13 protein-coding genes are annotated in these 14,431 nt (G+C 52.0%); 11 read left to right on the plus strand and 2 right to left on the minus strand.

From position 1 onward, the window contains the following. Positions 1-7 precede the first annotated feature (7 nt). From C7820_RS04095 to C7820_RS04110, 4 genes are all read left to right on the plus strand, one after another. The gene (locus C7820_RS04095) at positions 8-898 is read left to right on the plus strand and encodes a carbohydrate ABC transporter permease (RefSeq protein ID WP_076171233.1); all 891 of its coding nucleotides are present in this window, start codon (positions 8-10) and stop codon (positions 896-898) included. A 15-nt stretch (positions 899-913) separates the two neighbouring features. Next, positions 914-1,792, plus strand: coding sequence for a carbohydrate ABC transporter permease (locus tag C7820_RS04100; protein WP_116229856.1), 879 nt, complete (start codon positions 914-916; stop codon positions 1,790-1,792). A gap of 67 nt (positions 1,793-1,859) precedes the next feature. Further along, the gene (locus C7820_RS04105; RefSeq protein ID WP_116229857.1) at positions 1,860-3,689 is read left to right on the plus strand and encodes a sensor histidine kinase; all 1,830 of its coding nucleotides are present in this window, start codon (positions 1,860-1,862) and stop codon (positions 3,687-3,689) included. Further along, positions 3,664-4,854 carry a response regulator transcription factor gene (locus C7820_RS04110; RefSeq protein ID WP_116229858.1) on the plus strand — a complete coding sequence of 397 codons (1,191 nt, stop codon included), beginning with the start codon at positions 3,664-3,666 and terminating at the stop codon, positions 4,852-4,854. The genes C7820_RS04105 and C7820_RS04110 overlap by 26 nt, the downstream gene beginning before the upstream one ends. 95 nt (positions 4,855-4,949) lie before the next feature. Here the strand turns inward: C7820_RS04110 and lexA are convergent, their stop codons facing one another. Continuing rightward, the gene (gene lexA, locus C7820_RS04115) at positions 4,950-5,576 is read right to left on the minus strand and encodes a transcriptional repressor LexA (protein WP_076171240.1); all 627 of its coding nucleotides are present in this window, start codon (positions 5,574-5,576) and stop codon (positions 4,950-4,952) included. Positions 5,577-5,815: 239 nt separating this feature from the next. Between lexA and C7820_RS04120 the strand changes: the two genes are divergently transcribed. From C7820_RS04120 to C7820_RS04140, 5 genes are all read left to right on the plus strand, one after another. Beyond that, positions 5,816-6,196, plus strand: a complete 381-nt coding sequence (locus C7820_RS04120; RefSeq protein ID WP_116229859.1) for a LysM peptidoglycan-binding domain-containing protein — start codon at positions 5,816-5,818, stop codon at positions 6,194-6,196. 101 nt (positions 6,197-6,297) lie between these two features. Continuing rightward, entirely contained in the window at positions 6,298-6,480 is a 183-nt protein-coding gene (locus C7820_RS04125) for a DUF896 domain-containing protein (RefSeq protein WP_076171246.1), read from the plus strand. A gap of 252 nt (positions 6,481-6,732) precedes the next feature. After that, on the plus strand, positions 6,733-7,248 hold the full coding sequence (locus C7820_RS04130) for a hypothetical protein (RefSeq protein WP_116229860.1): 516 nt from the start codon (positions 6,733-6,735) through the stop codon (positions 7,246-7,248). Positions 7,249-7,287: 39 nt separating this feature from the next. Further along, on the plus strand, positions 7,288-8,082 hold the full coding sequence (locus C7820_RS04135) for an HAD family hydrolase (RefSeq protein ID WP_116229861.1): 795 nt from the start codon (positions 7,288-7,290) through the stop codon (positions 8,080-8,082). A 230-nt stretch (positions 8,083-8,312) separates the two neighbouring features. After that, positions 8,313-8,726 (plus strand): FixH family protein, encoded by a 414-nt coding sequence (locus tag C7820_RS04140; RefSeq protein WP_116229862.1) that lies wholly within the window; start codon positions 8,313-8,315, stop codon positions 8,724-8,726. Between the two features lie 91 nt (positions 8,727-8,817). Here the strand turns inward: C7820_RS04140 and C7820_RS04145 are convergent, their stop codons facing one another. Continuing rightward, positions 8,818-9,357, minus strand: coding sequence for a 1,2-dihydroxy-3-keto-5-methylthiopentene dioxygenase (locus C7820_RS04145; RefSeq protein WP_076171258.1), 540 nt, complete (start codon positions 9,355-9,357; stop codon positions 8,818-8,820). 205 nt (positions 9,358-9,562) lie between these two features. On the opposite strand from C7820_RS04145, the gene metH reads away from it, so the two are divergent. Both metH and rnz read left to right on the plus strand, forming a co-directional pair. Next, positions 9,563-12,979 carry a methionine synthase gene (gene metH / locus C7820_RS04150; protein ID WP_397334150.1) on the plus strand — a complete coding sequence of 1,139 codons (3,417 nt, stop codon included), beginning with the start codon at positions 9,563-9,565 and terminating at the stop codon, positions 12,977-12,979. A gap of 102 nt (positions 12,980-13,081) precedes the next feature. Next, positions 13,082-14,014: a ribonuclease Z gene (gene rnz, locus C7820_RS04155; protein WP_116229864.1), complete on the plus strand. Its 933-nt coding sequence runs from the start codon at positions 13,082-13,084 to the stop codon at positions 14,012-14,014. The last annotated feature ends 417 nt before the right edge of the window (positions 14,015-14,431 follow it).

Genomic DNA, 14,431 nt, shown 5'->3' on the forward strand with positions numbered 1-14,431 from the left:
GTAAGTCGTGAACGTGCTGAAGGTCTCCCGCTGGACGATTGCCGCGTTTGTGCTTCCTTGCTTAATCATCTATATCGGTATTGTGTTTGTTCCCATCCTCGTATCCATGTACAGCGGTATGCTGGACTGGAACGGGATCGGAGAATCGACGTTTGTGGGTCTGGCCAATTTCAAAAAGCTGCTGTTCCACGACTCGGTATTTTGGCCGTCGGTGCGGAGAACGCTGATGTTTGCGGTGTTCTCCATGGCCGAGATTCCGATCGCACTGCTTGTAGCCATACTGCTGAAGCGTTACGTGCGAAAACCGAATTTTTTGGTTTCCAGCTACTTTTTACCGGTCATCTTGTCCGTCGTCGTCGTCGGCCAGCTGTGGAAAACGATCTATAATCCGGCTTCGATGGGCGGTATGCTGAATCAAATCCTGGATGCAGTCGGACTGCATTCATGGGGCAAAGCCTGGCTCACCGATCCTTCGGTCGCCATGTACTCGCTGTATTTCGTCGCCCTGTGGCAGTACCTGGGTTACCACACCCTCATTCAATTTACAGGCATTTCGAATGTCCCTGACGATGTTTACGAAGCGGCCCGTATCGACGGTGCCGAAGGCTTTAAAGCGGATTGGCACATTACGTTTCCGCTGATTGTCCCGATTTTCAAAATTTCCATCGTGCTGGCCTTCATCGGCTCGCTGCAGGCTTTCGACATGATCATGGTCATGACGGGCGGCGGACCGGCGCATGCCACGGACGTCATTTCCACACACATGTACAATATGTCGTTCACGTCCATGAAATACGGTTACGGCAGCTCGATCGCCGCATTCCTGGTGGTGCTCTGTCTGGCCGCCACGTTCTGCATCAACTTCATTTTCAACAAGCTGGAGAAACGATACTCGTAAAGGAGGAAACCGCCGATGAACACAAGCACTGCCGTCGCTTTGAACAAGCAGGTGGCCGCAACCAGACGCAAACGGTTTTCCGTTACGAAGGCCATCGTGTTTCTGGTGCTGGGCATTCTGTTTGTAACCCAGGTGTATCCACTGTTGTGGCTGCTCCTGTATTCCTTGAAATCCAATGAAGAAATTTTGTCGGGCAGCTTCTTTGCCCTTCCGCATTCGCCGCAGTGGGCCAATTACAGCGCTGCGCTGGAGGGCAACTATTTCCGCTATTTATTGAACAGCATCTTTGTCACATCCGTGACGATGATTGCGGTCATTATTCTCAGCTCCCTGTGCGCCTATGCGATCAGCCGTTTCCGGTGGCGCTTTGGCGGGGCGGTCATGGTCGTATTCTTGATCGGAATGATGATCCCGATGCAGGCGACGCTGCTGCCGCTCATGATCATTTTCAAAAACATGCATATTCTGAATACGCATCTGTCGATCATTTTGCCGTACGTAGCATTTTCCATGCCGATCGCCATCTTTATTCTGAGCGGGTTTATGAAAACCATTCCGCACGAAATCGAAGAATCCGCGGTGGTGGACGGTGCGGGGATCGGACGCATATTCTCGAGCATCATCCTGCCGATCTCGGTTCCGCCGGTGATGACGGTGTGCATCCTGACATTCATCAACATCTGGAACGAATATATTTTGGCAGCGACGTTTATCTCATCGGAAAAGCTGAAAACACTGCCGTTCGGCGTCAACAGCTTCGTCAGCCAATACTCGGTCAACTATGGGGCCATCGGCGCATTTCTCGTGCTGGGCGCGCTTCCGGTCATCATTATCTACTTCCTGCTGGCGGACAAGATCACCCAAGGTATGGTAGCTGGTGCAGTAAAAGGTTAGTAGGGCAAAGACGGCTTCTGTGATAGAATGACAAATGGATGACCGGATACGAAAGGGGAATGTATCTGTGGGGCGACATTTTCGTTCGATTCACAGCCGTCTTTTTCTGCTGTTTCTATGCTGCATGACCGGCATATTGATATTGATCAGCGTCGTGTATTATTACCGCACGATTTCCATTATTCATACTAAGGTGAATGATATCGCCGAGAAGAACATTTCGCAGACCGCCGGACTGTTCAACTCGCTGCTTCAAGGCTACAACAGTCTCTCCAAGTCGCTCAACAGCAACTACGAGCTGACCCGGCTGCTTCAGGAGACCCATGTGAAAGAGACCGTCGCCATCGAAAACGAACGAACGATTACGAATATTATCGGAGCAGCTTACTATTCAAGGAACGATATTACGGGTATCCATATTCTGACCGACAGGGGCAAAGTGTACAGCTATGAGCGCCAGTTCGCCGGGGTCATCGACAACAATTACGCCCAGACGTCATGGTACAACGAGCTGAACGCCTCGTCAGGCAATATGGTCTGGCTCGGGATGATGCCGGGATCGCCGATCAACACGCTGCAGCAGAAAGAGAACGTCTTTGTGTTCGGACGGAAGCTGTACGATCTGAACACACACAAGCAGCTTGGCATCATGGTCATCGAAGCGAATCCTTCGTCCATCATGGAGGCGATGTCCAATGTGACGATCAGCCCGGGCAGCCGCGTGTACCTGATCGACCAGAACAACAACATCATCGCTTCGACCGGTAAAAAAGGGACGGAGGCGCCAAACTTTGCCAGCATTCCGAAGCCGGGTGCCGAGGACGGTATTCTTGTGGATGACAGCTCAAGCCAGCTGGTGGTTGCTGCCAATACGCCCATGGCGGGCTGGACGATCTACGGTTTTACCCCGAAGCACGACATTCAGGCGGAAGTGAACCAGACGACCCAATATCTCGTTATCGTCCTGATCGTGCTGATTATCGTCTCGACGGTTCTGGCCACGCTGGTATCGCGCAACATTGCTTCCCCGCTGAAGCTGCTGATCCGGGAAATGAAAAAGGTGGAGATGGGCAATTTCAGCGGTTCGGTTAATGTCGACTCGTTTGATGAAATCAACAGCCTGGTGTCTTCCTTTAACCGGATGGTGCACCGGATGGATGAGCTGATCGAGACGATCAAGGTCACGACCGTTAGCGAGAAAAACGCGCAGCTGCAGGCGCTGCAGTCCCAGGTGAATCCGCATTTTTTGTACAACACGCTGGACATGATCTACTGGATGCTGGATGAAAAGGGGAATGAACGCCTCAGCAGGGTCATTCTGTCGCTGTCGCAAATGTTCCGTTACAGCAGCAACTGGGAGGAGGCCTCCCGGACGACGCTGCGTCAGGAATTGGAGCAGATCCGGCATTATTTGACGATTATCGAGAACCGTCTTGAGGACAGGCTCGTACCGAAGATCGATGTGGATCCGCAGTGGATGGACGTCACGCTGCCGAAAATGACGATTCAGCCGATTATTGAAAACGCTGTAAAATACGGACTGGAGCCGCTGGATCGGCAGGGCGTGCTGCTCGTTACGGCGGAGCAGGTCATGGACGACCTGCATGTCGTCGTTCGGGATAACGGGAAGGGAATGGACGAAGACACGCTGATGCGGGTCAGAAGCTTGCTGGAGGGCGGGAACCGCACGTCGCCCAAAGCGGAGGACAGAGACGGCCCCGTGCTTCGCCGTGGCATCGGTTTGAGCAATGTGCATGAGCGGATCCGAATGATGTTCGGCAGTCCGTACGGTTTATACTTGGACAGTCAAGAAGGGGAAGGAACGACGGTAACCATCCGTTTACCAATCCGGCACCAAGGAGGAATGGAAGATGAACATTTTAGTCGTGGACGATGAGCATGTGATCCGTGACGGAATTAAGCGCACCATCCACCGGTCCTATCCGCAGCATTATGTTCACCTGGCGGCGAATCCGGAGGAAGCGGTTCAGCAGCTGCGCAGACACCGGATTGACCTGGTGCTGACCGATATCCTCATGCCGGGAATGACGGGCCTTGAATTGATGCAGCTGTGCCAAGGCAGTTATCCGCATATCAAATGGGTCATTATTTCGGCTTATTCCGAGTTTTCCTACGCCCAGGAAGCTGTCAAGCTTGGAGCTAAGGACTATATGCTCAAGCCGATCGGGAAAGAGCTGCTGCTCTCCATGATATCCGGACTTGCTCAGGAGATGGATCGGGAGAACGAAATCGTGCGCGAGGCGGAGCTGCTGAAGTCTAACCTGAAGTATTTACGCGAGGCTGTATTTCAGCGCTGGGCGAGCGGACTCGATACCGGGCGCCTTGACGTCGCGTCTATAATTGAGAGCTACCCCGCATTCCAACTGGTGATGGTTAAGATGGAGAGCGACGCGCCGGTGCATCTGGAGCATTTTATTATTGAAAATGTGCTTGGTGAGCTGATTGAAGCGCACGGCTGCGGATTTGTGACAAGCATGGACGAAACGAGCCTGATCGGCCTCGTCTCGCTGGAGGAAGAGGGAGGGATGAAACGCCTGACGGATGAGCTGCGCGCTAACTTGAAACGATGCGTCAAGGTGCCTTTCCAAATTCAGTCGACGGGACTCATCACAGATATTCACCGGGTGCCGGAGGAAGTGCGGCGGATGCGCCAGGAATCAGCATCACTGGAGTACGAATACAACAACCCGGGCGGTAACCGCGCGATCGAGGTCGCGGTGCAGTACATCAAAGCGCACTATCATACGGATCTGTCCCTGGAAAAGGTAGCTTCGGTCGTGTTTCTGAATCCGGTCTACTTCAGCCAGCTGTTTAAGCAGAAGACGGGAAACGGCTTCAAGGAATACGTCACCAATCTGCGGATCGAACAAGCCTGCAAGCTGCTGCTGCAAACGCATTTGAAGCTGGCCGATATTTCGGACAAAGTCGGATATGTGGACGTCAAGCATTTTACCCAGGTATTTCGCAAAAAAACGGGAAAAACGCCGACGGAGTACCGTCTGGAGCAAACGGCGGATTCCCGTGAGGCGTGTCCCACCTGAATCAACCTGCCTTGATCCCAACGCCGAAAAGAGCCCTTGACCTTCCTGAGTAAGGAAGAGCAAGGGCTCTATTGCTGCTTGTCCAGCACCATCTGCTAGTGAATATCGCGGAACAGCCCGACGACTTTGCCCAGAATGGTGACATGGTTCAGACGCAAAGGTTCGTAAGCCGGGTTCTCCGGTTGAAGCCGGATATGGTCCTTCTCCTTGTAAAACGTCTTCACGGTTGCCTCATCCTCATCCGTCATGGCAACGACGATGTCCCCGTTATCGGCTGTCTGCTGTTGTCTCACGATGACGTAGTCACCGTTATGAATGCCCGCCTCGATCATACTGTCCCCAACGACGGAAAGCATAAATACTTTCTCATCTCCGACATAGTGCTGCGGCAGAGGGAAGTAATCTTCAATGTTCTCCGTTGCCGTGATCGGCACCCCCGCTGTGACCTTGCCTACTACGGGAACTCTGGCGATCGTATGCGTGAACAGATTGCTGCTCTCGGATTCTTCTTGTCCCAACAGTTCAATGGCACGAGGCTTCGTAGGGTCTCTGCGGATCAAGCCTTTCTTCTCCAGTCGGTCCAAATGGCCGTGTACGGTCGAGCTGGAAGCCAACCCTACCGCCTCACCGATCTCTCGGACGGATGGAGGATAACCCTTGGCGCGGACTTCATTTCTGATAAATTCCAATATCGCTTGCTGCCGGCTAGATATCTTTGACATTCCCCATCAACCCCATTTAGTAACGTTTGGTAAAATTATAACATAGAACTGCCGTTCGTACAAACATAAGTTCTAAATGATTTTGCTTTGATGGAGCGGGATTTTTGCGGTTTCTGAATGAAGGAAACCAGCCTCTAAAAACATAGGAACAATTGTTCGAAAAAAGTATTGAACAAAACAAATGTTCGTGTTATATTGTTCTCATAAAACAAGAACAAACGTTTGGAGGCGTAATATTTATGCTGAAACACACTACATACCAAAGTATTTATAATAACCCATCCGTTAACCCATCCATCAATGAAGCTATAGCAACTCCTTGGTTGAAGAAAGTCCAGTCCTTCGTGCCAGGCCCTGCCTTGATCAAACTGATCCTGGCGGCCCTGATTATTTTGGTCGGATGCACAGGTGTCGTTCGCGTATTCGCGGGAACCTCGGATGATGTTCGGTTAGAGAAAAATGTCATCGTTCAGCAAGGCGATACGTTGTGGGGAATCGCTTCTGCCCATAAGCCGGAAGACATGGATATCCGCGCATACATTATGGCGGTGAAGAAGTATAACGATTTAACCAGCAGCGAAATTCAAGCCGGAGAAGTATTGGCACTCCCACAATATTAATAGAAGATAAATGATCAAGAGCTTGGAAAGGTGTGAACCTTGACAAGCTCTTTTTATCATGGCAAAGTTAGGTATGACTTGAATATTGGAGGAGTAATTGTATGGATATCGACAGCGTTGTAGAGAGAATTAATGAGCTTGCACGCAAGCAAAAGGAATCCGGTTTAACCGAAGAGGAGATCGAAGAACGGGCCAAGCTTCGTGAGAGATACCTTCAGAATGTCCGCAGAAATTTCAGACAGCAGCTGGACTCGATTGAATGGGTGGATGAAGAGAAGAAATAACACCAGCGGCTGGATTAGACTCATACATTTGATCATGGTATAGAATGGTTCAAGGTTTTGTACGGCTCATTACCGATAACAGAATGCTTCTATAGTAAGCGCACCAGGTTTCCTTCATTTGTTCTATTATATAGAATATGAAACTACAGGAATAAATGCTGTAAGCAGTATGGGGCCGTTATATATTACGAAGTAAATAGCAAAACTTTCGTTAAAACTATATAGCCGAAAACTTTTTTAGGAGGTTCGTGAATGGCCCGTTCATGGGAAAGACAGGTAAGAAAAAATACAGCGCAGCTGGATAAGCAGAGAAAGAAGCAAGGGAAGCCTTCCATATACAGCGCGGGGGGGCCATCAGCTGACATTTATAAAGGAAGAAACTATGTGCTTCCGATTACGATGGTCGCTCTGGCTGCGGTCTACTTTCTGCTCGGGATGATCGGACAGGAGGGTACGGCGGGAAACAGCAGCATGACCTGGATCATTATGGCCATGTACGTGTTCCTGGGCTTGATGATCTTTTTGCGCAGGCCTTTCCTGCGTGTGGAGAAAAACGCCGTATCGACGATCAAGTTCAACCGGGATCGGCGCCTGACCGCAGACAATATCGCCAAGATCAAGCTGGCCAAAGGCTCTGTCGTGATTGAGCCGAAGGGTAAAGGCGGCAATTGGGTGTTCACGCGCCTGATCAACCGCTACGATACCGATGCCATAGGGGAACGTCTGGAGCGTTTTGCGCAGACCCACAATATCCCTTTGGAAAAATAAACAATTATAAGAGATAGCTGATGGAGAGGATGGAAGAGGATGCCGGTACAAGCTGTTTTTTTCGATTTGGACGATACGCTGTTGTGGGATGAGCGCAGCGTGAAGGAATCCTTTGAAGCGGTATGCGAGACGGCCGCCAAGGCGAAGGGCATTGATGCCAAAGAGCTGGAGGAAGCGGTCCGCAATGAGGCAAGGGCGTTATATCAATCCTATGACACGTTTGCCTTTACCCAAATGATTGGAATTAACCCATTTGAAGGGCTCTGGGCCAACTTCAGCGCAGGCGAACAACCTGAATTTCGCAGACTTGAGGAGCTCGCTCCAGGCTACCGCAAGGAATCATGGCGGCGCGGACTGCTGAAGCTTCGGGTTGACGATGAACAGCTGGCCGGAGAATTGGCCGAGCAATTTGCCGCCGAGCGTCGTTCCCGCCCCCATGTATATGAAGAGACCTTCCAGGTGCTGGACGAATTGAAAGGAAACAAGAAGCTGCTTCTTCTGACGAACGGCTGTCCTGCACTCCAGCAGGAGAAGATCGCCGGCGTTCCCGAACTTGCCCCATATTTTGACGAGATCGTCATTTCCGGCACATACGGCAAAGGCAAACCGGATCCGACCATCTTCGAACATGCGCTTTCTTTACTTGGATTAACACCGGAACAGACGCTCATGGTCGGCGACAAGCAGACAACCGACATCAAAGGCGGAAACAGCGCCGGACTGACCACGGTATGGATCAACCGCACCGGAAAAGTGAAAGATCCGTCCATTGAGCCTGATTACGAAATTAAGCATCTGTCCGAGCTGCATCGCATCATTGCCGAACGGTCTTAAGTTGGTTTTATACGTTAGCCTGCCCAGAGGGGAATCCCTTCGTCCGGCAGGCTTTTATTATACCTTGTGCATATGAATGCCCCGTTTGCTGAGCAGCCTCGACCGCTCTCCGGTCAATTTGTTCCATTTTGTTAACAGTTGGATTGTTTGGGTGAGGCGATAATTATGTATAATGATGAAGAATATGGACAAACAGCATACATAGATAGACGTATAGGGAGTGACTTCGCTTGAGAAAGTACGGTTTTGTTGCTCTGCTGCTGCTGGCGGTATGGAGCATAGCAGGCTGCGGCAGCGGCGGCGGTGGTCATGCGGGCATGGACATGAGCGAGAGCATGATGGATCCGGTGCAAGTGGATCTAAGCTGGACGCCGGAGCAGGCCAAGGTAGGTAACCAAGTTACCATTGAAGTGAACGTAACGCAAAAGGATAAACCAGTCGATAAGGCCGATGAGGTTATGATTGAAATCTCGAAGGAAGTCGACAGCAGCAGCCATGAAAAGGTGGCCGCTCAGAACGCCGGCGGAGGGAAGTATACGCTCGATAAAACCTTCGATCAGGCGGGCACCTACAGCATCACGTCACATGTTACGGTAGGACCACAGCATACGATGCCGACGAAAAAGCTGAACGTGACGGAATAATCAGCATCATGATTCGTTTGATAACGACAAGCAACCCCCGTCCTTCCTGGTCGAAGGCGGGGGTTGCTGCGTATATCGCTATATTTATGGATTAGGACTGAAAGCTTGGGTCCTGAACCGGATGGGCGACCCAGCCGTTTTCTTCGATAAAGAGGCGGACGGCGATAATTTTACGATTGTCCATCAGCGTAAAGAAGTGGTTTGTATTTTCCGGAACGGAGATGACATCACCGGCTTCGAGCTCTACATTGAAGTAGCCGATGTCGCCTGCTCCCTTGATTACGAAAATTCCTTTGCCGCCCACGATTGCCCGGATTTCGTCTTCGGTGTGGGTATGAACCTCTTCGAATTTATTCAGCAGGTCTTCAAGGTTCGGCGTAGCGTCGGACAGCGTGATGACGTCCCAGATCTTGTAGCCGCGGCGGGCCGCCAGATCACGGATCTCCTCATCGTAGGTGTCCAGAATTTGCTTTTTCTGCTCGTCGTTCAGTTGAAAATTGGTTTGAAGCTCCAGAGGCAGCTTGGAAGCATCCCATTTTTCATAAAGAACGTTTTGATTGTTGAGGAACTCACGAACATTATCGTCGCCGGTAATCCGTTCGTTCGTATTGCGAATCACGATTTCAGCCATCTCTAAACCCTCTTTTCCACTTGGATTAATTCATATTATAGCGAACCATACTTTTGTTGTCGATTATATATTACACGAAAATCAGGTGCAAAACCCTCTCTTAAGGCATTTCTTGCACTTTTCTAATAAGGGCTATTCTGATAAACTAAGATTTAACGTTTGGCAGGGGGGACATACAGTGAACAGACCTGACTTGAAGGAATTAATGAAAGAACGAATATTGATATTGGACGGTGCCATGGGTACCATGATCCAGCAGGTCGACCTTGGCCCTCAGGATTTTGGTGGAGAAGAGCTGGAAGGCTGTAATGAAATGCTGGTCATTACCCGTCCCGATGTGATCGAACAGATCCACGAGAAGTATCTGGAAGCCGGGGCGGATCTCATAGAGACGAATACGTTCGGCGCTACCTCGGTCGTATTGTCTGAATACGACATTCCCGAGAAGGCGCGGGAGATTAATCTGCTTGCTGCGGAAATTGCCCGCAGAGCGGCGGATAAATTCAGCACGCCGGACAAGCCTAGGTACGTAATCGGCGCGATTGGCCCGACGACGAAGACGCTGTCGGTGACCGGGGGCGTAACTTTTGAAGAGCTCGTGAGCAGCTATGAGGAGCAGGCGGTTGCCCTGATCGAGGGCAAGGTCGACGCCCTCTTACTTGAAACGAGCCAGGATACACTGAATGTTAAGGCTGGCAGCATCGGAATCCGGAATGCTTTTGCAAGCACTGGGATCACGCTGCCGATCATGATTTCCGGTACGATCGAACCGATGGGGACGACCTTGGCCGGGCAGAACATTGAAGCGTTCTACATTTCGCTGGAGCACCTGAATCCGATTTCGGTCGGCCTTAACTGTGCGACAGGTCCGGAATTCATGCGCGATCACATCCGTTCGCTCGCCTCCATGGCCAAAACGGCGGTCAGCTGCTATCCGAATGCCGGCCTTCCGGATGAGAACGGGCATTACCATGAATCTCCGGAGTCTCTGGCCCGGAAGATGGAAGACTTTGCGGAGCAGGGCTGGCTCAATATTGCCGGCGGCTGCTGCGGAACGACCCCGGATCATATCCGGGCGCTGAACGAGGTCATGAAGGGTTACCAGCCCCGTCAAATGGAAGGGAGCCATCCGCCGGCGCTGTCCGGGATTGAGCCCGTGTACATTGAGTCGGACAACCGGCCATATATGGTGGGAGAGCGGACCAACGTGCTCGGCTCCCGCAAATTCAAGCGCCTGATCGTGGAAGGGAAGTACGAAGAAGCTTCGGAGATCGCCCGGGCCCAGGTCAAAAACGGAGCGCATGTCATCGACGTGTGCGTGCAGGATCCGGACCGGGATGAAGCGGAGGATATCAAACAGTTCCTGGAGCTGGTGGTGAAAAAGGTCAAAGTGCCGCTCATGATCGACACGACCGATCCGAAGGTCATCGACCTTGCGCTCAAGTATTCCCAGGGCAAAGCGATTATTAACTCCATTAACCTTGAAGACGGTGAAGAAAAGTTCGAACATGTGGCTCCGCTCATCCACAAATACGGGGCTGCCGTCGTGGTGGGGACCATCGATGAGAGCGGACAGGCCATTGACCGATACGACAAGCTGAATGTGGCCAAGCGATCCTACGATCTGCTCGTTCATAAATACGGCATTCCCGCTGAGGACCTCATTTTCGACACGCTCGTGTTCCCGGTCGGTACCGGTGATGAGCAGTACATCGGTTCTGCCAAGGAAACGATTGAAGGGATCCGTTTGATCAAGGAAGCGATGCCGGAGTGCCATACGATCCTCGGCATCAGCAACGTCTCGTTCGGTTTGCCGGAAGCGGGCCGCGAAGTATTGAACTCCGTCTTCCTGTACGAGTGTACAAAAGCGGGCCTGGACTATGCCATCGTGAATACCGAGAAGCTGGAGCGCTATGCCTCGATTCCCGAAGCGGATCGGAAGCTGGCCGAAGAGCTGATTTACAATACGAACGACGAGACGCTGGCCGCGTTTGTGGCGGCGTTCCGGAATAAAAAGGTCGAGAAGAAAGAGAAAATTTCGAACTTGTCGCTGGAAGAACGGCTGGCAACCTATATTGTAGAAGGCACCAAGGAAGGGCTGATTCCCGACCTGGATGCTGCGCTGCAGAAGTACGGTGCCTTGGAGATCATCAACGGGCCGCTCATGGACGGCATGTCCGAAGTCGGTCGTCTGTTCAACAACAACGAGCTGATCGTGGCGGAGGTGCTGCAGAGCGCCGAAGTGATGAAAGCGTCCGTGTCCTATCTGGAGCCTTTTATGGAAAAGAACGAAACGTCCGTCAAAGGGAAGATGCTGCTGGCCACCGTTAAAGGCGACGTGCATGACATCGGTAAAAACCTGGTCGAGATTATCCTCTCGAATAATGGTTACCAAATCGTCAATTTGGGTATAAAAGTACCACCGGAGACGATCATCGAGGCTTACCGGAAGGAGCAGGCCGATTTGATCGGACTATCCGGTCTGCTGGTGAAGTCCGCACAGCAAATGGTCGTGACCGCGCAGGATTTGAAAAATGCCGGCGTGAAGGTGCCGATTATGGTTGGCGGAGCAGCATTAACCCGCAGGTTTACCAAAACGCGGATCCGGCCGGAGTATGAAGGCATGGTCGTGTATGCGAAGGACGCCATGGACGGGCTTGACCTGGCAAACAAGCTGATGGATCCCGAGCAGCGCAGTCTGATGCAGGCTGAAATGGACGCGGAGCTCGAAGCGCTTTTGGCGGAAGCTGAAAAGCCGGTTGAGCTGCCGGAACTGACCCGTGCGGCCAAGTCCAACGTGTCGACGGATGTCCCGGTATTTAATCCGCCCGATTTGGAGCGGCACATCATCCGCAACTATCCGATCGGCCACATCATCCCATACATGAACATGCAGATGCTGCTTGGCCATCATTTGGGGCTGCGCGGTCAGGTCGAGCAGCTGCTGGAGAAAGGTGACGAAAAAGCGCTGGATTTGAAAGCAACTGTCGATGACGTACTGGATCAGGCCGCCCGCGAGGGGATTATCCAGGCGCATGCGATGTACCGCTTTTTCCCTGCGCAGTCGAGGGGCAACGACATCGTCATTTACGATCCGGAGGACCACACCAAGGTGCTGCATACGTTTACGTTCCCGCGCCAGAACGTGGCACCGTTCCTCTGCCTCGCCGATTTCCTGAAATCGGTCGACAGCGGCAAGATGGATTATGTCGGCTTCCTGGTCGTCACCGCGGGACAAGGCATTTCGAAGCTGTCTTCGGAGTGGAAGGATAAAGGGGACTATCTGAAGTCCCATGTCCTGCAATCGGTAGCGCTTGAGACCGCCGAAGCGCTGGCCGAGCGCGTTCACCATATGATGCGCGATACGTGGGGCTTCCCTGACCCGGCCGATATGACGATGAAGCAGCGTCACGGGGCAAGGTATCAAGGCATCCGCGTCTCCTTCGGATATCCGGCATGTCCGGATCTGGAGGATCAGGAGCCGCTCTTCAAGCTGATGCAGCCGGAGGATATCGGCGTACATCTGACCGAAGGCTTTATGATGGAGCCTGAAGCTTCGGTGTCGGCGATGGTGTTTGCCCATCCGGAAGCACGGTATTTTAATGTCGACAAGGTAAAATAATATATATTCGGTTCATAGCCGAACCGAAGCAAATGTCAGCAAAACCCTCCGATTGTTCGGGGGTTTTTTGCTGGCGCATTCTTGGAAAGAAGGTATAGCGTTATGGAACTGGAGTTTTTGGGTACCAATGCGGGGGTTCCTTCCCTGCAGCGGAACGTGACATCGATGGCGCTTCGGATGTACGAGGAGCGGCGAAGCTTCTGGATGTTCGATTGCGGCGAAGGCACGCAGCATCAAATTCTGCGGTCTTCATTAAAGCTGAGCAAGCTGGAGAAAATTTTCATTACCCACCTGCACGGTGATCATATATTCGGTCTTCCCGGGCTGCTCTCCAGCAGGTCCAACCAGGGCGGCACCACGCCCTTGCAGCTGTACGGACCGCCGGGGATCAAAAAATACATAGACACGTCGCTTACCCTCAGCCAGTCGCGAATCGAGTTTGAACTTGAGGTGAATGAGCACACGGGGGGAGTCATTTTTGAAGACGGGGAGGTCCGGGTTGAATCCCGTCTGCTGGAGCACCGCATTGACAGCTATGGATACCGGATCATGGAAAAAGACAAGCCAGGCAGCTTGGACTTGAAGCGGATGGCCGAGTACGGGTTAAAGCCGGGGCCGATTTACGGCCGTTTGAAGCGCGGGGAGAGCATCGACCTGGAAGACGGCCGGGTACTGACACCGGCAGACGTGCTTGGTGCGCCGAAGAAGGGGCGCGTCGTTACGATCTTGGGCGATACCCGCCCTTGTGCCAACGTTCTGCCGCTGGCCGAACAGGCGGATCTGCTCGTTCATGAGGCCACGTTTCTGCATGAGCTTCATGAGACCGCACACAACTATCATCACAGCACGGCGCTTCAAGCCGCAGAAGCTGCCCGCGACGCGGGGGCCAAGGAGCTTATTATTACGCACTTCAGCTCACGTTACAAGGATATGGAGCACCTGCAGCCTCTATTGGCAGAAGCCAGGTCACTCTTTCCAAAAACGCTGCTGGCCGAAGAATTGGTGCTGTTTCCGGTGACCCGCCACGAAGAATAGGGAAGACATAGGGCAGGCGATAATGGAATGAAGGCTCCGGGCGAGCCTTTTTTCTTTAAGATTATAGAATTTATAAATTTCAGCGAAGCTGAATCATTCTATAATCGCAAGAAAAACTTCAGCTAAACGCGGTCTGTCTTCTTTGAAAGTACTTCGATAGACGTTTTTCTTACTGCAGCGGTTTATTGCCCGGATAATCATTATTTTCCGGGAAAGCGCAGGAAATGACACAACTTTGCACAATTGGACTTCCCCTGATAGGTTTCAGAGGAAACGCTTGACGAAATAATGGAGATAAACGTCCCTGCCGTCGTGCTTTCGGTTGCCACATTCCTCCGTTTTCTTTTACAATGGAACAAGGTGGGTTACAGGAAGCCTGGAAATCGACCGTTGCAGCGGGAGCCAGGCTTTTCGCAG

Origin of the sequence: Paenibacillus sp. VMFN-D1 (genome assembly GCF_003386155.1) — a bacterium.
GTDB classification, from domain to species: Bacteria; Bacillota; Bacilli; order Paenibacillales; family Paenibacillaceae; genus Paenibacillus_AQ; species Paenibacillus_AQ favisporus.